The following is a 19,406-nucleotide window of genomic DNA, read 5'->3' as shown; positions in this document are numbered from 1 at the left end:
GATGTTCGGTGCTGCGGATGACGGATGGTGCGGGGTGGATCGGTAGTGGGGCTACGACTTGACGGAGCCGGCGGCGAGGCCGGACTGCCAGTAGCGCTGTAGGAACAGGAACGCCACGACGATCGGCACGATCGTGAGCAGCGACCCGGTGATGACGAGGTTGTAGATGACGTCGCCGCCCACGGTCTGGGCCTGCATGTTCCACTGCTTCAGGCCCACGGTCAGCGGGTACCAGGTGGGTTCGCTGAGCATGATCAGGGGCAGGAAGTAGTTGTTCCAGGTGGCCACGAGGGTGAACAGGAGCACCGTGACGAGGCCGGGGGCCAGCAGCTTGAGCGAGATGGTGAAGAAGGTGCGGAACTCGCCCGAACCATCCATTCGCGCGGCCTCGAGAACTTCGGTGGGCACCGCGTCCATGGCGTAGGTCCAGATCAGGTAGAGGCCGAACGGGCTGATCAGCGAGGGCAGGATGACCGCTCACGGGGTGTTGGTGAGGCCCATCTGGCTGAACATGAGGAAGGTCGGCACCGCCAGGGCCGTGCCGGGGATGGCCACGGCGCCGAGCACGACGGCGAAGACGGCCTTCTTGCCGGGGAAGTTGAACTTGGCCAGGCCGTAGCCGCCGAGCGCCGCGAGGAAGGTGGCGCCGCCGGCGCCGACGACGACGTAGAGCACCGTGTTGCCGAACCAGCGAACGAAGACGCCGTCGTTGTAGGTGAGGGTGGCGACGATGTTGTCCCAGAGGGCGAAGTCGCCCGAGAACCAGAGGCCGAACGAGTTGAGCAGCTCGGCCTGGGTCTTGGTGGAGTTCACAAACAGCCAGAACAGGGGCAGCAGGCTGTAGATCAGCAGGGCGCCCATGATGATGGTGAGAATGATGGACTTCTTGGTGTGCAGGCCCTGGTTGGACTTGCCGGCCTTCTTCTCGCTGGTGTAGCGGGACATCCGCGGGGCTTTCGCCCGTGCGGCGGGGGCGTGGGTCTGGTCAGTCGTCGACATGTCAGGCCTCCTTCCTGGAACCGGAGTTCTGCACGATGTAGGCGATGACGGCGGTGATGAGGCCGACGATGATCGCGATGGTGGCCGAGTAGTTGTACTGCTGACCCGAGAACGACAGGTTGTAGGCGTACATGTTCGGCGAGAAATAGGTGGAGATGGTGTTGGGTGCCAGAGACTGCAGGATGCTGGGCTCGTTGAACAGCTGGAAGCTACCGATCACCGAGAAGATGCCGCCGATGACGATGGCGGGGCGCAGCGCCGGCATCTTGATGCTGCGGATGATGCGGAACGCGTTGGCGCCGTCGAGCGAGGCGGCCTCGTAGAGATCGGTGGGGATCACTCGGAGGGCGGCGTAGAACAGGATCATGTTGTAGCCGATGAATTCCCAGGTGACGATGTTGCCGATCGCGGCGAGCACCCAGGTGTTGCCCAGCGGGTTGGGGATGGCGATCGAGAAGAACTCGTTGAGGTTGCCGACCAGGCCGAACTTGGTGCCGTACATGAAGCCCCACATGAGCGTGGCGACCACGGCGGGAACCGCGTACGGCAGGAAGATCGCGATGCGGAAGAAGCTGGACAGGTGCAGGCGGGCACTGTCGATGGCGAGGGCGGCGAAGAGTGCGATGCCGAGCATGATCGGCACCTGCACGACGAAGAACAGGGTGACCCGGCCCATCGACTCCCAGAACTTGGGATCGGTGAGCGCCTGGCCGTAGTTCTCGAAGCCGACGAAGGAGTTGCCGCCGACCAGCTGGTCCTTGAAGAAGGACAGGTAAATCGAGTACAGCACCGGGGCGATCAGCACGAGGGCGAAAACGATCATGAACGGGCCGATGAACTTCCAGCCGGTCCAGTCGCGCTTCTGCACGTGGGGCTTGGGCTTGCGGCGGTTCGGCTGGGCCCGTGCACTGCGTGTCTGGCCACTGGGGGGGAGTGTTGACAGCGTCGTCATGCCTTTTTCTCTGACTCGGTATGGTGATGCAACGGACGGTGAATCTGACGGCATGTTTACGTAAACATGACGTGTAAGCACGCTAGCATGTTTACGTAAACATACGGAAATCTTTTTTCGGGACCGGGGAGGGCACGTGGCAACGGCGAGCACGACAGACGGTTCTTCGGCCGCTCCCCCGGCCCGCGCGCAGCGCCTGCCGTCGATGGCGGATGTGGCCGCGCTGGCCGGCGTCTCCTCTCAGACCGTCTCCCGGGTGGTGAACGGTCGCAGCAACGTCGACGCCGACACCCGCGACCGGGTGCTCGCCGCCATGGACGAGATCGGCTACCGGCCCAACAGCGCCGCCCGCGCGCTGAAGTCGGGCAAGTTCAGCACCATCGGCGTGATCATGTTCGGCCTGTCCAGCTTCGGCAACATGCGCACCCTCGACGCTGTCGCCACGGCCTCCGCCGAGGCCGGCTACTCGATCACCCTGATCCCGGTGGCGCTGCCCACCCAGGGCGCCGTAGCCGGCGCTGTGAACCGGCTCGCCGAGCAGGCCGTGGACGGCATCGTGATCATCATGGAAGCGCACATCCTGGACCGGATCGACGTGACCGTGCCGACCGGGCTGCCCGTCGTGATCGTCGATTCCGACGCCGGCGAGCGCTACACGGTGGTCGACACCGACCAGACCGAGGGTGCCCGGCTGGCCACCCAGCACCTGCTCGACCTCGGGCACCGCACGGTCTGGCACATCGCCGGGCCGGAGTCGTCGTTCTCGGCCGGGCGCCGCACGGCATCCTGGCGGGCCACGTTGAAGGCGGCCGGCGCCCCGGTGCCGCCCGTGCTCGAGGGCGACTGGAGCGCGCAGAGCGGCTACCGGCACGGGGTGGCGCTGGCCGCCGACCCGTCGGTGACGGCGATCTTCGCCTCCAACGACCAGATGGCCCTCGGCGTGATGCGGGCGATGCACGAGGCCGGCCGCTCGGTTCCGGCCGGCGTGAGCGTGGTCGGCTTCGACGATATGCGCGAGGCGGATGTTTTCTGGCCGCCGCTGACCACCGTGCACCAGGACTTCGGCCAGGTGGGGCGGCTCTGCATCGAGAAGCTGCTGCGCCAGATCGACTCCCCCGCGGCCGTGGGCCCCGGTACGACCATTGTGCCCACGCACCTCGTCGTGCGGGCGAGCACCGCGCCCCCGCCCCGCTAGGCACCCGACCCCGGGGGGGGTCGTGGGCGGCCGCACGCCCGCAAAGGCGGAGTTTGTCGGGACACGCCGTGCCACGGGCCGGCGGATGCGGCGTGTCCGCAATTTCTCCGCCCGCTACCTCCTCTACGAGGGGCTCGGTCGCCGGGTGTTGCGGCTCACGCAGCGCCACATTCTCGACGAGTGGGAGACCACGTTCCTCGTGATCAAGCGCGTCGTCGAGGATGCTCAGCGGGAGCAACAGAGGCGACACGAGCGCCCGCTGGAGTGACGGGAGGATACCCCCCATTGTGGGGTATCCGCTACCCCCTCCAACGTTGCTGCGTAAAGTCCCGCACCCCTTAAATAGACGGCAAAATCAGCGATTCGTCACGGAAAAAACTTAATTTCGCGGGTTCTCTCAGAGTGCTTGTAATCGCGGCTCGCAAGACAAAGGATATTCCCGAACACGACACGGACGTCGATGCCGGGCGTCGTGCACACCCCGATTTATCTAGGAGAGTCATGTCGAATACATACCCAGCATCCGTCCCGGGAAACCCCGACCTGGACACCAGCACGGCGTCCAACAGCGGAGCCGGCCCCGATGCCAAAGAACGCGCCACCGAGGTGAAGGACACCTCGGTCGCCGCTGGCCAGCACGTCGCCGGCGTCGCCAAGGACGAGTTGCACAAGGTCGGCAGCGAGACCAAGCAGCAAGCCAAGGACCTCTATCGCCAGACGCAGGGCGAACTCGCCGACCAGGCGGCCGCACAACAGAAGCGGGTCGCCGCCGGTCTCCGCTCCCTGGGCGACGAGCTGGGTGCGATGGCCGATAAGTCCGATACTCAGGGTGTGGCCAGCGATATCGCCCACCAGGCCGCCTCGCGTGCCGCCGGAATCGCCGACTGGCTCGACCAGCGCGACCCGGGCGCCCTCCTCGACGAGGTCAAGGGCTACGCCCGGCGCAGCCCCGGCATGTTCATCGGCATCGCCGCCGTCGCCGGTGTAGTGGCCGGTCGCCTGACCCGCTCGGTCATCGCCGAGGCCAAGGACTCCTCCGAGACCGCCTCGACGGGCAGCAGCACCCCGGCCACCGCGCCCACCGGCGTCGGAACCGAGTTCGGCACCGGCGCCACGACCGGAATCGACACGGCCTTCGATACCCCCACCACGCCCACCGGCACCGCCACCGGCGTAGGCACCCCGCTCACGGCGGAGTACCCGAATTACACGGAGAACCGCAATGACTGACATGCCCACGCCTTCTGAACGCAAGGCCGAAGAGACCTCACTGGGCGATCTGCTCAGTGAGGTGACACGCGACGTGTCTACTCTCATGCGCCAGGAGGTCGAACTGGCCAAGGCCGAGTTACGGCAGTCGGCCACTCGCGCCGGCAAAGGAGCCGGACTGCTCGGCGGAGCCGGCTATGCCGCCCACCTGACGGTGTTGTTCCTGTCGTTCGCGGCCTGGTGGGGGCTCGGACACGTCATCGACATCGCCTGGGCGGCCGTGATCGTTGCCGTCGCCTGGGGCATCGTGGCCGCCGTGCTCTACTCGCGCGGGCGCAAAGAGATGAAGACCATCACGGGAGCGCCCAAGACAGTCGATTCCCTGAAGCAGATTCCTGACGCACTAAAACGAAATGAGGAAAACCGATGAGCACCTATGACGAATCCAGCACCGACCCCGAGGTTCTTCGGAGCCAAATCGAAGACACCCGAAGGGGCCTCGGCGCCGATGTCGACGCCCTTGCCGACAAAGTAACGCCCAGCAAGATCATGGACCGCCAGAAGGACAAGGTGCGGGGCGTGTTCAGCTCGGCCAAGGACAAGGTCATGGGCACCGCTTCCGACCTGGGCGGCTCGGTGAGCGGCGCGACCGGCAACGTATCGGGCGCCGCTCACGACGCGGCCTCCCAGGTCAAGGGCAATCCGCTGGCGGTGGGTCTCATCGCATTCGGCGTGGGTTGGCTCGCGTCGTCTCTCCTGCCCGCCAGCACCGTCGAGAAGGAGGTCGCGGCGAACGTGAAGGAGGCCGCTGAGCCACTGACCCAGGAGGTCACCGACGCGGCGAAGAAGATGGGCGAGAACCTCAAGCAGCCCCTCGCCGACGCCGCCGATGCTGTCAAGGGCACGGCCACGGATGCCGCCGACACCGTCAAGTCCGAAACGACGGCATCCGCCGACGAGGTGCGCGACACCGCCAAGCACGCCGGACAGGGCACCGCAGGCTGACGGCGAAACCCGCACCATCCGCCAGACGATCACGAGGAGTAGTACCGGTGGCCCGCAACGACGCCCGTAGCAAGAAGAACAACGCTCCCTCGCCCGACGATCCACGCAAGCCGGATTCGCCGGGCGAGGTGAAGAAGCCGTCCTGGAAGTACGCGATGCGCAAGACCATGCGCGAATTCACCGCCGACCAATGCACCGACATCGCCGCGTCGCTGACGTACTACGCGGTGCTGGCGTTGTTCCCGGCGCTGATCGCGCTGATCTCCCTGCTGGGCGTGTTCGGTCAGGGCGAGCGGTCCACCGACACCATCCTCGACCTCGTCAACGAGGTCGCCCCCGGCGGCACGGCCGACGTACTGCGCGAACCACTCGAACAGTTCAGCTCGTCACCGGCCGCCGGGTTCGCCCTGGTCTTCGGCATCGTGCTGGCTATCTGGTCGGCATCCGGCTACGTCGGCGCGTTCAGCCGGGCCATGAACCGGATCTACGAGATCGAGGAGGGCCGGCCGTTTTGGAAGCTGCGCCCGATGCAGCTGGTGGTGACCATCGTCACCATCCTGCTGATCCTCATCATGGTCGTGGTCCTGATCGTGTCAGGGCCCGTCACCGATGCCGTCAGCAGTGCCCTGGGCCTCGGCGAAACCGTGCAGATAGTGTGGTCCATCCTCAAGTGGCCGATCCTGGCTCTGGCCGCGGTGCTGATCATCGCAATCCTCTACTACGCCACCCCGAACGCCAAGCAGCCGAAATTCCGTTGGATCAGCTTGGGCGCGCTGCTGGCGTTGGTAGCCCTGGTGATCGCGTCGTTCCTGTTCGGTCTCTACGTCACCAACTTCTCCAACTACGACCGCACCTACGGCTCGCTCGCCGGTGTCGTGGTGTTCCTGCTCTGGCTCTGGATCGCCAACCTTGCCCTGCTGTTCGGCGCCGAATTCGACGCCGAACTCGAGCGCACCCGCCAGCTGCAGGCGGGTATCAAGGCGGAGGAAGACATCCAGCTGCCACCGCGGGACACCCGCAAGAGCGACAAAACCGCCGAGAAGGAACGTGCCGACATCATTGCGGGGCGGCGCCTGCGCGAAGACAGCGCGGAACGCCACGACGCCAAGAGCTGACCCCGGCACCACCCGAATCCGACCGTTGATCCACCACGTCCCAGGAAAGGACAATTATGTACTTCCACGTGCAACGACTCATCCACGACATCGCGCAGGACGAGCCGGATCCGGCAGCGGCCAACGCATTGCAGGAGGGCCTCGGCGGTCAGTTCGGCGAGATGCGCACCATGATGCAGTACCTGTTCCAGTCGATGAACTTCCGTGGGCCCGCAGCCAAGCCGTACCGCGACCTGATTCAGGGCATCGGCACCGAGGAGATCAGCCACGTCGAACTGATCGGCACCACCATCTCCCGGCTGGTGGACGGCTCGCCGCGCTACCAGGGCAAGGTCACCGACCCGCTGGACAAGGCCGGCTCAGGCGGAGCGATCCCGCTGGAGATCGCCCTCGACCAGGGCAACATCCACCACTACCTGGTGGGTGCGCAGGGTGCGCTGCCGGTGGACGCCGTGGGCAACCCGTGGAGCGGCAGCTACGTGTACAACTCCGGCAACCTGGTGCTCGACCTGCTCTACAACCTGATGTTGGAGTCCACCGGCCGACTGCAGAAGTGCCGCATCTACGAGATGACCGCGAACAAGACTGCACGCTCCACCATCGCTTACCTCATCGTGCGGGACCAGGCTCACGAGAACGCGTACGCCAAGGCGCTCGAGACCCTGGGTGTGCACTGGAACACTCTGCTGCCGATCCCGAAAACCAACGCGGAGAAGTTCCCCGAGGTGAAGAAGCTGCTCGACCTCAACCTGCACAGCAAGCAGTACACCTTCGACCTCGCCGGCCAGTCGGAGGCGGGCAAGATCTTCCAGGGCATGTCCCCCTCCAAGGACGGCACGAACCTGGTCGCCGACGAACAAGCTCCTGAGGGTGTGCCGTCGGTGATCGCCGGCGAAAGGATGGAGGAGTTCGCGCCCGGGTTGGATCCGGCTCTGATGGAGCTGATCCAGGCCACCGCTGACATGGAGATGGCCGAGGTGGACGTGTCGTACGGCCCGGCGAAGGCCGCGGCAAAGGCCGCGCCGAAGACCAAATAGGAGCCGTTGCCGCCTTACCGGCCGGCAGACCAAAGGGCCCCGGGACTGTGTCACCGGGGCCCTTCACTCTCGCCAGGGTAGGCGAATCAGCTCAGTGTGAGCGGGTTCCGCTCACTTGCCGAGGCCGACCTTGTCGACCCTGTGGTGGAACCGCATGCCGGCGAGGCCGCCGAGCATCGCGCCGCCGAGGCTGACGATGGCGATCGCAACGGCCGTGAGGATGCTGCCCAGGGCCAGGTCGCCCTCCTGGACCGGGATCCGCGGGAAGCTGTTGAGGTTGGCGAGCACATTGAACTGGCTTCCCGCGATAGCGGCCACAATGGCCAGAACCACGGCCACGATCAGAGCCCACAACCACACGGCGATGCCCTGCTTTGCGCCACTGAACCGCGCCATGCGGCCGGCGACATAGCCTCCGCAGAAGTAGGACACGAAGACGACGACGGCCAGGGCGATGGCACCGATCAGGCCGACGGTCGAGGCATTCTCGGCCGCGGCATCCGCCGTCTGCGCGGGGTCGGCCTGGTTGCCGAGGCCGACGGCTGCGCCGGCGCCGGCCACCAGCGCGGTGAGGAGCACGGCTGCGCCGGTGGCGGTGAGCCAGCCGAAGAAGGCCGTGCCGAACTTCATGCCGCCGAACTGCGCCTTCTGCTTGGCGACGACTTCCTGGCGGATGGTGGTGCCCGAGGTCGCCGGCGGGGCGGCGGGTTCGAGGGGGTCGGGTGCCGTGGGACGCGAGTCGTGGGGTGCCGTGGGGCGCTGGTCGTTGGGTGTCATGGGGCGCTGGTCGTTGGGTGTCATGGGGCGCGGGTCGTTGGGTGCTGACGTCATGATGTTCTCCTCTGAAGGATGATGCGGGGTGCGGTGGGAAATCCCTGTCGGGCATCCGCCTGACATGCTCTGCTGCTTCTTAGACGGTCCGAACCCCGCACCTGTCATGCTCCAGCGTGAAGAAATCTCACTCCGGCCTGGTCAGTCGGTGTAATTCTGGTCGGCATCCCGACCACGCGGTTCACTGCTCAACAGCAACCCGTCTGCACTGTCGGCCGACGTCGCGAGCACCTCGATCCAGGCCCGGTTGAGCCCGGGGGTCGTGGTCCCGGTGAACTTGAAATACAGCGGGATGCCGGGGTGCAGCCACAGACTGGGCTGCGCCTCGTCTGGCGCGGCCGGGTCGCTCCAGAAGAGGGCGAAGCTCTCGCCGCGGCGAAGCTTGGAGCCGATGACGCTCTGCAAGTGCACCAGCGCGCGGTCCTCGAAATCGACCTCGGTGGCGCCGGAGATGAGCTTTCCCATGTCCATTTCCCCTTAGGGCTCTCGCTGCCCTGTCCTGGATGGCGGGCGCCGCTATGGGTAGGACGGTGGCGGGTCGTCAAACGTCACGCCGAATCGGAAAATCGCCCACCGGGCACGGCGGCCCGGCGCCTCCGGACGCGCGGCATGCGCTGGCGCGCCGGGATGGTTCGGCTAGGCCGCGGTGCGCTGGGCGCGGGCCTGGTCGAACGCGCCGCCGCCGATGGGCACGATTTCCTTGCCGAGCGGCGCGAGCGAGATCGGCACCATCTTGAAGTCGGCGATGCCCAGCGGGATGCCGATGATGGTGATGCAGAGTGCGATGCCCGACACGATGTGGGCCAGGGCGAGCCACCAGCCGGCCAGGATCACCCAGATCACGTTGCCGAGGAACGAGAAGGCTCCGCTCGACGGCTTGGCGACGACGGTGCGGCCGAACGGCCAGAGCGCATAACCGGCGATGCGGAACGACGCGATGCCCCACGGGATCGTGATGATCAGGATGCAGAGCACAATGCCGGCGGCGACATAGCCGAGGAACAGCCAGAAGCCGGAGAGGACGAGCCAGATCAGGTTGAGGAGTGTGCGCACGCCGGAATTCTACTCGCGGTCGGCCGGTCGGCATCCGTTGCTCGGCGTAGACCGACAGCAAAGGCGGAGATTCTCGGGACACGCCGCGCTGCGTGGCAGCAGATGCGGCGTGTCGGGAGAATCTCCGCCTTCAGGTCTCGACGAGCTCGACCAGCGGCCGAGTTGTTAGATGACCGCGCGGGTTTCGCGGGCGATCTCGAGCTCCTCGTTGGTGGGGATGACGAGCACGGTGACGCGGGACGCATCCGTCGACACAACACGGGCGACGCGCGAGAACGGGTCGTTCTTCGCCGGGTCGATCTCGATGCCGAGGCCCTCGAGGCCGCGCAGGGCGCCCTCGCGGATGATGCCGGAGTTCTCGCCGACACCGGCGGTGAAGACGATCACGTCGAGGCCGCCGAGCTGGGCCATGTAGTTGCCCACGTAGCCCCTGATGCGGTGGTAGTAGACGTCGAGCGCGGCCTGGGCCACGGCGTCGCCGGCCACGGCCGCGTCTTCGACGTCGCGCATGTCACCGTTGCCGGTGAGGCCGAGCATGCCGCTCTTCTTGTTGAGCAGGGTGTCGAGCTCTTCGATCGACAGGCCGGCCTTGCGGTGCAGGTGGAACAGCACGGCGGGGTCGATGTCGCCTGAGCGGGTGCCCATGACCAGGCCCTGCAGCGGGGTGAGGCCCATCGAGGTGTCGATCGACTTGCCACCGTCGACGGCGGTGGCGGACGCACCGTTGCCGAGGTGCAGCACGATGGTCTTCAGCTCGCTCAGGGGACGGCCGAGGAACTCGGCGGCGGCCTCTGAGACGAACTTGTGCGACGTGCCGTGGAAACCGTAACGACGGATGTCGTGCTTGGCGGCCAGCTCGGTGTTGATCGCGTAGGTGTACGCGGCCGGCGCCATGGTGAGGTGGAACGAGGTGTCGAAGACGGCCACGTGCGGCACGTCGGGGAAGTTGGTGCGGGCGGCGACGATGGCCTGCACGTGGGCGGGGTTGTGCAGCGGGGCGAGGTCGGCGAGGTCGCTGATCTGCTGCTGAACGGCGTCGTCGATCACGGTGGGGCCGGTGAAGATGGCCCCGCCCTGAACGACGCGGTGGCCCACGGCGATGAGGTTGGCGTCGGACAGCTGCGGGCCGTGCTCGGCGAACGCGGCGATCATGACGTCGAAACCGGCGGTGTGGTCGGGGATCGGCAGGTTCGCTTCCTGGCGGCCGGCCTCCGAGGCGGTGTTGGTGTGCCGGGCGTGTCCGCTGGCCTCACCGATGCGCTCGACGAGTCCGCCGGCCAGTTCGGTCTCGGTGTCGATGTCGATCAGCTGGTACTTGAACGAGGACGAACCTGAGTTGATGACGAGGATGGCGGTCATACGGCTGCCACCACCGCTGCGAGAGATGCGGCCTGAATGGCGGTGATCGCCACGGTGTTCACGATGTCCTGCACGAGGGCTCCTCTGGAAAGGTCGTTGATGGGTTTGCGCAGGCCCTGCAGGACGGGGCCGATCGCCACGGCGCCAGCGCTGCGCTGCACCGCCTTGTAGGTGTTGTTGCCGGTGTTGAGGTCGGGGAAGATGAAGACGGTGGCCTTGCCGGCCACGTCCGAATCCGGCATCTTGGCGGCGGCCACGGCGGCATCCGCTGCGGCGTCGTACTGGATCGGGCCTTCGACGGCGAGGTCGGGGCGGCGTTCGCGAACGATCGCGGTGGCCTCCCGCACCTTTTCGACGTCCGCTCCGTTGCCGGAGACGCCGGTGGAGTACGACAGCATCGCGATGCGCGGCTCGATGCCGAACTCGATGGCCGTCTCCGACGCCGAGATGGCGATGTCGGCCAGCTGGGCGGCGGTGGGGTCGGGGTTGACCGCGCAGTCGCCGTAGACGAGCACCCGGTCGGCCAGGGCCATCAGGAACACGCTGGAGACCACGGACACACCGGGGCGGGTCTTGATGATCTCGAAGCTGGGCCGGATGGTGTGCGCGGTGGTGTGCGATGCGCCGGAGACCATGCCGTCGGCCAGGCCGAGCTGCACCATCATGGTGCCGAAGTACGAGACGTCGGTGACGACGTCGCGGGCCTGGTCGATGGTGACGCCCTTGTGGGAGCGCAGGCGCGCGTATTCCTCGGCGAAACGCATCCGCAGCACGTCGTCGAACGGGCTGACGACCTGCGCCTTGGCGATGTCCAGGCCCAGGCCGATGGCGCGCGAGCGCACCTCGAACTCTTCGCCGAGAATGATCAGGTCGGCCACATCGCGGGCCAGCAGGGTGGCGGCGGCGCGCAGCACGCGGTCGTCGTCGCCCTCGGGCAGCACGATGCGCATGCGGTTCTGCCGGGCACGCTCGAGCAGGGTGTACTCGAACATCAGCGGGGTGACCACGTCGGCGCGGCTCACCTTGAGCCGGTCGAGCAGGGCGGCACCGTCGACGTGCTGCTCGAACAACGCCAGGGCGGTGTCGTGCTTGCGCTGCGAGTCGGCGGCCAGGCGGCCGCGGGTGTGGGTGATACGGAGGGCCGCCTCGTAGGAGGCCAGGTCGGTGCGGATGATCGGCACCGACGGGGCGAGGCCCTTCATGAGCTGCTCGATCGACTCGGGCAGCGCGAAACCGCCGACGAGAACCACACCGGCCAGCGACGGGAAGGTCGCGGACGAGTTGGCCATCAGGGCGGCGAGGAGCACCTCGGGGCGGTCGCTGGGGATGACGACGACGGCGCCCTCGGCCAGGCGGGGCAGCACGTTGACCATCGACATGGCGGCCACGACGACGCTGAGCGCCTCACGGGAAAGCAGCTCCGGGTCACCCTGCACGAGGGTGCCGTGGGTGGCTTCGAGGATGGTCTTCATGCTCGGGGCCACGAGGAACGCGTCCTCGGGGATGGCCCAGACCGGCACAACGGCGGCGTGCAGCGCATCCGCAGTGGCCGGGGTGTTGTCGACGCCCTCGCGCACCGCGGCGATGAGGCCGTTGAGGTTGGCGGGGTCGGCGCGGTTGACCACGACGCCCAGCAGCGAGACGTGCTCTGACGCGAGTTCGGTCAGGGCCACATCGGTGAGCTGGCGGATGTCGTCACTGGTGCGCGGTTCGCTCTGGCCGAGCTGGTCGCTCTGGTTGAGCCCCTCGCCCTGACCGAAGGCCACCCGGCCGGCCAGCACGAGCAACACCGGCACGCCGAGGTTCGCGGCGATGCGGGCGTTGTAGGCCAGTTCGGTCGGGCTTCCGACGTCGGTGAAGTCGCTGCCGATGACCACGACGGCGTCACACTGCGCTTCGACGGCCTTGTAACGGGCCACGATGCGCGCCAGCGCGGCATCCGGGTCGGCGTGCACGTCGTCGTAGGTGACGCCGACGCACTCGTCGTAACTGAGCGCCGGCTGCGCGACGGAGTGGGTACCGACGGGCTTGCGGGCCTGCAGGTGATTGAGCAGGAGTTCCAGCACATAGTCGGGCTTGTGCTTGGAGCGAGCGATCGGACGGAAGACACCCACCCGCTCGATGGAGTGCAACAGGGTGTCAAGAACACCCAGGGCGATAGTAGATTTGCCGGTATTTCCCTCGGCGGAGGTGATGTAAATGCTTCGAGCCACGGTTATACGTTATCCCCGCCGGTGGTATCTAGTGCGCGCGCAGCGGCTGCCGCGGCATCGTTCCCAGCCCACACCCAGTCGGTGACCTCGGGAATGTCTTCTCCGTGATCGCGGGTGTACTGCCGGGCACGCAGGCGGGCATCCTGCATCTGCTGGCGAAGCAGTCCGGCGCGGGCTCCGAGTCCGGGCACCCGGTCGATGACATCCATCACCAGGTGGTACCGGTCGAGGTCGTTGAGCATGACCATGTCGAACGGCGTCGTCGTCGTCCCGTTCTCCTTGTACCCGCGGGCGTGCAGGTTGCCATGGCCGTGGCGCTTGTAGGTGAGCCGGTGGATCAGCCACGGGTAGCCGTGGTAGGCGAACACGATGGGCTTGTTCGCGGTGAAGTAGGCGTCGAACTCCCGGTCGCTCAGGCCGTGCGGGTGGTCGTCCTCGCTCTGCAGGCGCATCAGGTCGACCACGTTGACCACGCGCACGCTGAGGTCGGGCATGGCCTCGCGCAGGATCTTGGCGGCGGCGAGCACCTCGAGGGTGGGCACCTCGCCGGCGGCGGCGAGCACCACGTCGGGTTCGGTGCCGGGAATCTCGGTACCGGCCCACTCGAAGATGCCCAGGCCCCGCTCGCAGTGCGCGACGGCCTGATCCATGGTGAGCCAGTTCGGCGCCGGCTGCTTGCCGGCGACGACCACGTTGACGTAGTCGACGCTGCGCAGGCAGTGGTCGTAGATCGACAGCAGGGTGTTGGCGTCGAAGGGCAGGTACACCCGCACGACGTCGGCGCTCTTGTTCACGACGTGGTCGATGAAACCGGGGTCCTGGTGGCTGAATCCGTTGTGGTCCTGGCGCCAGACGTGCGAGGAGAGCAGGTAGTTCAGGCTCGAGATGGAGCGGCGCCACGGGATCTCGCGGGTGACCTTGAGCCACTTGGCGTGCTGGTTGAACATCGAGTCGATGATGTGGATGAATGCTTCGTAGCAGTTGAAGACGCCGTGCCGGCCGGTGAGCAGGTAGCCCTCGAGCCAGCCCTGGCACTGGTGCTCGCTGAGCATCTCCATGACCCGGCCCGCGCGGGCAAGGTTGGTGTCTTCGGGCAGGTATTCGCCGTTCCACTGCTTGTCGGTGGCGGCGTAGACGGATGGTGCGAGCCGGTTGGATGCGGTCTCGTCGGGTCCGAAGATGCGGAAGTTGTCCGGGTTCTGGCGGATGACGTCGGCCATCCAGATGCCGAGCACCTTGGTGGCCTCGTCGACGGTGGCGCCGGGGGTCGGCACCTCCACCGCGTAGTCGCGGAAGTTGGGCAGCTTGAGCTCGCGGCGCAGCAGCCCGCCGTTGGCGACGGGGTTGGCGCTCATGCGCAGGTCGCCGTGCGGGGCGAGCGCGGTGATGTTGGCGGCGGGGGCGCCGGCGTCGTCGAAGAGTTCCTCCGGACGGTACGAACGCAGCCAGGATTCGAGCACGTCGGTGTGCGACTGGGTGTCGCGGGCGTTGACGAGCGGCACCTGGTGCGAACGCCAGGAGTCTTCCACCTGCACGCCGTCGATGACGGGCGGGCAGGTCCAGCCCTTGGGGGTGCGCAGGATGATCATCGGCCAGCGCGGCCGGCTGGTGTCGCCGGCGAGGGCGGCGCGCTTGATCGAGGCGATTTCGTTGAGCACCTCGTCCATGGTCTGCGCCATGCGCTGGTGCACGGCGAGGGGGTCTTCGCCGTCGAAACCGCCGGAGACGATGTGCGGGTTGTGGCCGTAGCCGCGCATGAGTTCGAGCAGTTCGCTCTCGGGGATGCGGGCCAGGATGGTGGGGTTGGCGATCTTGTAGCCGTTGAGGTGCAGGATCGGCAGCACGACGCCATCCTGCAGCGGGTCGACGAACTTGTTGGAGTGCCAGCTGGTGGCCAGCGGGCCGGTTTCGGCCTCGCCGTCACCGACGACGGCGGCCACGAGCAGGTCGGGGTTGTCGAACGCGGCGCCGTAGGCGTGGCTGAGCGCGTAGCCGAGCTCACCGCCCTCGTGGATCGAGCCGGGGGTCTCGGGTGAGGCGTGGCTGGGGATGCCGCCGGGGAAGGAGAACTGGCGGAACAGGCCCTTGATGCCGTCTTCGGACTGGTCGATGCTCGAGTAGACCTCGGAGTAGGTGCCGTCGAGGTAGGCGTTGGCGACCATGCCGGGCCCGCCGTGGCCGGGGCCGGTGATGTAGAGTGTGCTGATCTCGCGTTCGCGGATGACCCGGTTCAGGTGCGCGTAGAGGAAGTTGAGGCCGGGGGTGGTTCCCCAGTGGCCGAGCAGCCGCGGTTTGATGTGCTCTTTCTGGAGCGGCTCCCGCAGCAGCGGGTTGTCGAGCAGGTAGATCTGCCCGACCGAGAGGTAGTTCGAGGCTCGCCACCACGCGTCGACGCTGGCGAGAGCTTCGGCGCTCAACGCGTGCGGCAGGCGGCTGGGCCAGGTGAATGAGGTGGCGTTGGACGAATGAACCATCACGGACTCCAAGTGCTCTATGGGCGCCACAGGCGCCGTCCAAGTCTAGGAGCGACGATTCCTGCTCCGGGGGGACGTTGGTCCCCTTTGCTCGCCGGCGATAGGGCTAGGCTGACCGGTTCGCATCCGGGGCGCACTCGGGGGCGCATCCGGGCAGCATCCGGGCAAAGTAAAACTCCTCGCGCACCCACCAGAGCCCAGTTACCCTTGCTACGTTTCCGTCCTGGGGGAGTTGGCTGAGATAGCGCCACGCGAGGAGCCATTGCCAGTTTAGGGCGTCCGGGCCCCGGGCCCAAAACCGGCGGTTTGGTGACGTGTCACTCGGGGCCCCCGGAAGCAGGTAAGATTTTCCCTGGTCGTTGTCTTCACGATTCGGCCGGCTCAGGAGAATTCGCCTAGTGGCCTATGGCGCACGCTTGGAAAGCGTGTTGGGTGAAAGCCCTCGGGGGTTCGAATCCCCCATTCTCCGCCAGTGAAACGCCCGCTTTCGAGCGGGCGTTTCCGTTTTTAACGCCCAACTGTCGCCGAAGCTACAGTCAGTGCGGGCCGGAACGGTTCGGCGGGTGTGCGGCGGGCGGCTGCCGGCTGTCGTTGTGGCCGCATCCGCTCGGGTTGACCTCAACCACGGTTGAGGTCTTACTATCGCTCTCGTGCCACTCCCCTCCTCGCCGCCTTCGGTCCCCCTGCGCCCGGCCTCGATCTTCGGCCGGGAGCACGTCTGGGTCACCGTCGGGATCCTCGCGCTGATCTTCCTGGCCGCGTTCGAGGCCTTGGCCGTGACCACGGTCATGCCCATCATCAGTGCGGCGCTGGACGGCGACTCGTTGTACGCCCTGGCGTTCTCCGGTCCGCTCGCCGTGGGCGTAGTGGGCATGGTGGCCGCGGGCAACTGGGCGGACCGCTCGGGGCCGGTGCCCGTGGTGCTGACCGCCGTGGTTCTGTTCGTGGTGGGCCTGGTGATCGCCGGCACCGCCGCATCCATGCCCGCCCTCATTGTGGGACGCCTGGTGCACGGCCTCGGTGGCGGGGCGCTGAGCGTGTCGCTGTACGTGGTCGTCGCACGGGTGTATCCGCAGCGGATGCATCCGGCGATCTTCGGCGCCTTCGCCGGCGCCTGGGTGGTGCCGTCGCTGATCGGGCCGTTCATTGCGGGTCTGGTGGCCGAGTACACCAGCTGGCGGTGGGTGTTCCTCGGCGTAGTGGTGCTGGTGGTGGCGGCGATGGGGATGCTGCGGCCCGGGCTGGTTGCGATCGCGGCGGCGGAGCGGGAGCGGCCGGTCGGTGTGCGGGAACCGTGGCGGCTGTCGCGAACGCTGTGGTCGCTGGGTGCGGCGGCGGCGGTGCTCTGCGCGTCGATGGCGGCGCAGCTGCCCGGCGCGCTGCTGTGGGTGGGCACCGGCGCCGCGTTCGTGCTGGCCGGGGTGGCGCTGCGTCCGCTGCTGCCGGCCGGGACGCTCAGCGGCCGGCGTGGACTGCCCGTGGTGATGACGATCCGCGGGTTGGTGTCGGGGGCGTTCCTCTCCACCGAGGTGTACCTGCCGGCGCTGCTCACCGGCGAGTACCGGCTTTCCCCCGTGTTGGCCGGGCTGGCGTTGAGTTGCGCGGGGGTCACCTGGGCTCTGGCGTCCTGGTTGCAGGGGCGGTATGCCACGGTTCTCAGCGATGCGGGCAGCATGCTGCTGGGCAGCGCGTTGCTGCTGGTGGCGATCGCCGCGTCGGCGCTGACCAGCGCCCTGGGCCTGGCGCCCGCCGTCGCCATCGCCGGCTGGGCCGTTGCCGGGGCCGGCATGGGCACCCTTGTGCCGCGGCAGAGCGGCCGGGTGCTGCGGCTGTCGGCGCCCCAGCAGCAGGGCTTCAACTCTTCCGCGCTACTGATCGCCGACTCCATCGGCGCGGCGCTGGCCCTGGCGGCCACGGCCGTGGTGTTCGTGGCCTTCGCGCCGCTGGGCGGCACCGCCACCTATACGGCCTCGTTCACGCTCTCGGCGCTGCTTGCGGTCGGCGGCCTGCTGCTGGTGGGCCGGGTCGGCCGCGACGAGGCGCCCGCGGCCGTGGCGGTTCCGTCCGCCTGAGCCGCGCGGCGGCAGCAACTGTTGCCGAAGCGGACAAATGGTCCCGGTGCGCCGGGCGCAAATGTCCGCACGGGCAACAGTTGCGGGGCGGATGTCGATTGGGGACTGGTTCAGTCGTCATAGGGGTGTCAGTATCCGTAACGCGTGAAAGGACAGCTCATGCAATATTCGCTTCTCGTCATCAGCCAGGAGTCCGGGGACGCCGGAATCACCGAAGAGGACATGGAATGGGGCCGGGCGGCGTTCGACGCCTATGGAAAGGCCCTCGACGCGGCGGGCGTGCTCGTGTCCGCCGACATCCTGCAGCCCGTGTCGGCCTCGACGACGGTGTCGCTGCGGGATGGCGCCCTGCAGATTCAGGACGGCCCGTTCGCCGACACCAAGGAACGTCTGAACGGCACCTTCGTGATCGAGGTGCCCGACCTCGACGCCGCCCTCGACTGGGCCGGGAAATGCCCCGCCGCCCAGTACGGGGCGATCGAGGTGCGCCCGTCGGCGATCGTGTTCACCGACGGCGAATGGCACCAGGTAGCGTGACCGCCCTGGCGCGGGCGGAATTGGCCGCCCGCGCCTCCTATGGGCGCCTGCTCGCCGTGCTGGCCGCGCCCACCGGCGACATCGCGGCCGCCGAAGACGCGCTCTCGGACGCCTTCGAGCGTGCGCTCATCACCTGGCCACGCGATGGTGTTCCCCACAATCCGGAGGGATGGTTGCTCACCGTGGCCCGCAATCGGCTCAGGGACCTGTGGAAATCCGCGGCGGTGCGGCTGAGTGCCCCTCTGGCGGAGGGCGCGCTCGACGGCACCGCGCGGGACGGCGCCCGATCGACAGCAAACGGACCCGGGCGCACGGGGCCGGACGCCTGGGTCGGCAGCGCCGGCACGGTGGGGATTGATGCGCTCGAGTCCCTCGACACCGAGGCGATTCCCGACAAGCGCATCGAGCTGCTCTGCGTGTGCGCGCACCCGGCCATCGACCGGGCCGTGCGCACCCCGCTGATGCTGCACACCGTGCTCGGCCTGACCGCGGCCGACATCGCCGCCGCATACGCCGTGCCGGAGCAGACCATGGCGCAGCGGCTGGTGCGGGCCAAGCGGCGCATCCGCGCCACGCGCATCCCGTTCGTGCTGCCGTCGCTCACCGACCTGCCCCAGCGGTTGCCCGCCGTGCTCGAGGCTGTCTATGGCGCCTACGCGATCGACTGGGCCAGCGCCGAGCCGGATGCCCGTGCCGTGCCGGACTCATTGGCCGGCGAAGCACTGTACCTGGCCGAGACCCTCGCCGCGCTGCTGCCCGAGGAGCCGGAGGTGCTCGGCCTGGCCGCCCTGCTGGCTCTCTCGATCGCGCGGCTGCCGGCCCGGATGAGCGGCAGGGGTGAGCTCGTCGCCCTCGACGACCAGGACCCGGCTCTGTGGGACACCGCCCTCATCGAGCGCGGGGAGCGCTACCTGCGGCGAGCCCAACCGTTGGGCCGGATCGGCCGGTTCCAGCTGGAAGCGGCGATCCAGTCGGCGCACTGCGACCGGGCGCGCTCGGGGGTGACGGACTGGGCGGCGCTGAGGACCCTGCACACCGCGCTGGTGCGCCTCTCCCCCACCGCGGGCGCCCGGGTGGCGCTGGCCGCGGTCATCGGCGAGGTGGACGGGCCGACGGCCGGGCTCGACGTGCTCAACGCGGTGGCCCGGGACCGCCCGGACACGGCGTCGTTCCAGCCGTTCTGGGCCACCCGGGCGCACCTGTGCGCCGAGGCCGGGCGGGTAGCGGATGCCCGCGCCGCGTACGACCGGGCGGTGGAGCTGGCCGGTGATGAGCGGCTGCGCGCGGCATTGCGACGTCGGGCCGGGGCCCTGCCGCCCGGTTGAGCCGCAACCCGTGCGCGGGCCGCGCCCAGT

The 19,406-nt window shown here is 67.9% G+C and carries 17 protein-coding genes, 1 tRNA gene, 1 other RNA gene and 1 pseudogene; 11 read left to right on the top strand and 9 right to left on the bottom strand.

Annotation, left to right across the window (positions count from 1 at the left end; all coding sequences use genetic code 11):
* Window positions 1-51 precede the first annotated feature (51 nt).
* Both C3B61_RS04705 and C3B61_RS04700 read right to left on the bottom strand, forming a co-directional pair.
* Window positions 52-999 (bottom strand): annotated as a pseudogene (locus C3B61_RS04705) (carbohydrate ABC transporter permease).
* Between the two features lies 1 nt (window position 1,000).
* Window positions 1,001-1,951, bottom strand: a complete 951-nt coding sequence (locus C3B61_RS04700; RefSeq protein WP_088455136.1) for a carbohydrate ABC transporter permease — start codon at window positions 1,949-1,951, stop codon at window positions 1,001-1,003.
* Between the two features lie 205 nt (window positions 1,952-2,156).
* Here C3B61_RS04700 and C3B61_RS04695 point away from each other — a divergent pair, with 205 nt between their 5' ends.
* The 7 genes from C3B61_RS04695 to C3B61_RS04665 all read left to right on the top strand — a co-directional run bounded on the left by C3B61_RS04695 (window position 2,157) and on the right by C3B61_RS04665 (window position 7,512).
* Window positions 2,157-3,146 carry a LacI family DNA-binding transcriptional regulator gene (locus C3B61_RS04695; protein WP_103459737.1) on the top strand — a complete coding sequence of 330 codons (990 nt, stop codon included), beginning with the start codon at window positions 2,157-2,159 and terminating at the stop codon, window positions 3,144-3,146.
* A gap of 85 nt (window positions 3,147-3,231) precedes the next feature.
* Window positions 3,232-3,414, top strand: coding sequence for a hypothetical protein (locus tag C3B61_RS04690; RefSeq protein WP_103459719.1), 183 nt, complete (start codon window positions 3,232-3,234; stop codon window positions 3,412-3,414).
* 233 nt (window positions 3,415-3,647) lie between these two features.
* Entirely contained in the window at window positions 3,648-4,376 is a 729-nt protein-coding gene (locus tag C3B61_RS04685; RefSeq protein ID WP_103459718.1) for a hypothetical protein, read from the top strand.
* Entirely contained in the window at window positions 4,369-4,785 is a 417-nt protein-coding gene (locus C3B61_RS04680) for a phage holin family protein (protein ID WP_103459717.1), read from the top strand. The genes C3B61_RS04685 and C3B61_RS04680 overlap by 8 nt, the downstream gene beginning before the upstream one ends.
* Entirely contained in the window at window positions 4,782-5,360 is a 579-nt protein-coding gene (locus tag C3B61_RS04675) for a DUF3618 domain-containing protein (protein ID WP_103459716.1), read from the top strand. Before C3B61_RS04680 ends, C3B61_RS04675 begins: the two co-directional genes overlap by 4 nt.
* 47 nt (window positions 5,361-5,407) lie before the next feature.
* Window positions 5,408-6,475, top strand: a complete 1,068-nt coding sequence (locus tag C3B61_RS04670) for a YihY/virulence factor BrkB family protein (RefSeq protein ID WP_244285833.1) — start codon at window positions 5,408-5,410, stop codon at window positions 6,473-6,475.
* Between the two features lie 56 nt (window positions 6,476-6,531).
* A complete protein-coding gene (locus C3B61_RS04665) occupies window positions 6,532-7,512 on the top strand; it encodes a manganese catalase family protein (RefSeq protein ID WP_103459715.1) in 981 nt (326 codons plus the stop codon).
* 111 nt (window positions 7,513-7,623) lie between these two features.
* Here the strand turns inward: C3B61_RS04665 and C3B61_RS04660 are convergent, their stop codons facing one another.
* From C3B61_RS04660 to ffs, 7 genes are all read right to left on the bottom strand, one after another.
* Window positions 7,624-8,343 (bottom strand): hypothetical protein, encoded by a 720-nt coding sequence (locus C3B61_RS04660; protein ID WP_103459714.1) that lies wholly within the window; start codon window positions 8,341-8,343, stop codon window positions 7,624-7,626.
* Between the two features lie 141 nt (window positions 8,344-8,484).
* Window positions 8,485-8,808, bottom strand: a complete 324-nt coding sequence (locus C3B61_RS04655; RefSeq protein WP_103459735.1) for a DUF7882 family protein — start codon at window positions 8,806-8,808, stop codon at window positions 8,485-8,487.
* 171 nt (window positions 8,809-8,979) lie between these two features.
* Window positions 8,980-9,396 carry a YccF domain-containing protein gene (locus C3B61_RS04650; RefSeq protein WP_088455129.1) on the bottom strand — a complete coding sequence of 139 codons (417 nt, stop codon included), beginning with the start codon at window positions 9,394-9,396 and terminating at the stop codon, window positions 8,980-8,982.
* A gap of 165 nt (window positions 9,397-9,561) precedes the next feature.
* The gene (locus tag C3B61_RS04645; protein ID WP_103432747.1) at window positions 9,562-10,755 is read right to left on the bottom strand and encodes an acetate/propionate family kinase; all 1,194 of its coding nucleotides are present in this window, start codon (window positions 10,753-10,755) and stop codon (window positions 9,562-9,564) included.
* Window positions 10,752-12,968 carry a phosphate acetyltransferase gene (pta, locus tag C3B61_RS04640; RefSeq protein ID WP_088455127.1) on the bottom strand — a complete coding sequence of 739 codons (2,217 nt, stop codon included), beginning with the start codon at window positions 12,966-12,968 and terminating at the stop codon, window positions 10,752-10,754. Before pta ends, C3B61_RS04645 begins: the two co-directional genes overlap by 4 nt.
* Before the next feature lie 2 nt (window positions 12,969-12,970).
* A complete protein-coding gene (locus C3B61_RS04635; protein WP_103459713.1) occupies window positions 12,971-15,442 on the bottom strand; it encodes a phosphoketolase family protein in 2,472 nt (823 codons plus the stop codon).
* Window positions 15,443-15,609: 167 nt separating this feature from the next.
* Window positions 15,610-15,706, bottom strand: an RNA gene (gene ffs, locus C3B61_RS04630) — signal recognition particle sRNA small type.
* Window positions 15,707-15,826: 120 nt separating this feature from the next.
* On the opposite strand from ffs, the gene C3B61_RS04625 reads away from it, so the two are divergent.
* From C3B61_RS04625 to C3B61_RS04610, 4 genes are all read left to right on the top strand, one after another.
* Window positions 15,827-15,914, top strand: a tRNA-Ser gene (locus C3B61_RS04625).
* 178 nt (window positions 15,915-16,092) lie between these two features.
* Window positions 16,093-17,514 carry an MFS transporter gene (locus C3B61_RS04620; protein ID WP_241990421.1) on the top strand — a complete coding sequence of 474 codons (1,422 nt, stop codon included), beginning with the start codon at window positions 16,093-16,095 and terminating at the stop codon, window positions 17,512-17,514.
* Window positions 17,515-17,673: 159 nt separating this feature from the next.
* On the top strand, window positions 17,674-18,051 hold the full coding sequence (locus C3B61_RS04615; protein ID WP_088455124.1) for a YciI family protein: 378 nt from the start codon (window positions 17,674-17,676) through the stop codon (window positions 18,049-18,051).
* Window positions 18,033-19,376 carry an RNA polymerase sigma factor gene (locus C3B61_RS04610; RefSeq protein WP_088455123.1) on the top strand — a complete coding sequence of 448 codons (1,344 nt, stop codon included), beginning with the start codon at window positions 18,033-18,035 and terminating at the stop codon, window positions 19,374-19,376. The genes C3B61_RS04615 and C3B61_RS04610 overlap by 19 nt, the downstream gene beginning before the upstream one ends.
* Window positions 19,377-19,406: the final 30 nt, after the last annotated feature.

Source organism: Cryobacterium zongtaii, from assembly GCF_002909375.1.
Taxonomy (GTDB): domain Bacteria; phylum Actinomycetota; class Actinomycetes; order Actinomycetales; family Microbacteriaceae; genus Cryobacterium; species Cryobacterium zongtaii.
This window is presented reverse-complemented; position numbering and strand designations above follow the sequence as displayed.

Coding starts and splice junctions, on each gene's coding strand:
- C3B61_RS04655 (WP_103459735.1), bottom strand. CDS start 8,808: ATGGGAAAGCTCATCTCCGGCGCCACCGAGGTCGATTTCGAGGACCGC.
- C3B61_RS04675 (WP_103459716.1), top strand. CDS start 4,782: ATGAGCACCTATGACGAATCCAGCACCGACCCCGAGGTTCTTCGGAGC.
- C3B61_RS04665 (WP_103459715.1), top strand. CDS start 6,532: ATGTACTTCCACGTGCAACGACTCATCCACGACATCGCGCAGGACGAG.
- C3B61_RS04700 (WP_088455136.1), bottom strand. CDS start 1,951: ATGACGACGCTGTCAACACTCCCCCCCAGTGGCCAGACACGCAGTGCA.
- C3B61_RS04695 (WP_103459737.1), top strand. CDS start 2,157: ATGGCGGATGTGGCCGCGCTGGCCGGCGTCTCCTCTCAGACCGTCTCC.
- C3B61_RS04610 (WP_088455123.1), top strand. CDS start 18,033: ATGGCACCAGGTAGCGTGACCGCCCTGGCGCGGGCGGAATTGGCCGCC.
- C3B61_RS04645 (WP_103432747.1), bottom strand. CDS start 10,755: ATGACCGCCATCCTCGTCATCAACTCAGGTTCGTCCTCGTTCAAGTAC.
- C3B61_RS04615 (WP_088455124.1), top strand. CDS start 17,674: ATGCAATATTCGCTTCTCGTCATCAGCCAGGAGTCCGGGGACGCCGGA.
- C3B61_RS04635 (WP_103459713.1), bottom strand. CDS start 15,442: ATGGTTCATTCGTCCAACGCCACCTCATTCACCTGGCCCAGCCGCCTG.
- C3B61_RS04690 (WP_103459719.1), top strand. CDS start 3,232: ATGCGGCGTGTCCGCAATTTCTCCGCCCGCTACCTCCTCTACGAGGGG.
- C3B61_RS04680 (WP_103459717.1), top strand. CDS start 4,369: ATGACTGACATGCCCACGCCTTCTGAACGCAAGGCCGAAGAGACCTCA.
- C3B61_RS04660 (WP_103459714.1), bottom strand. CDS start 8,343: ATGACGTCAGCACCCAACGACCCGCGCCCCATGACACCCAACGACCAG.
- C3B61_RS04685 (WP_103459718.1), top strand. CDS start 3,648: ATGTCGAATACATACCCAGCATCCGTCCCGGGAAACCCCGACCTGGAC.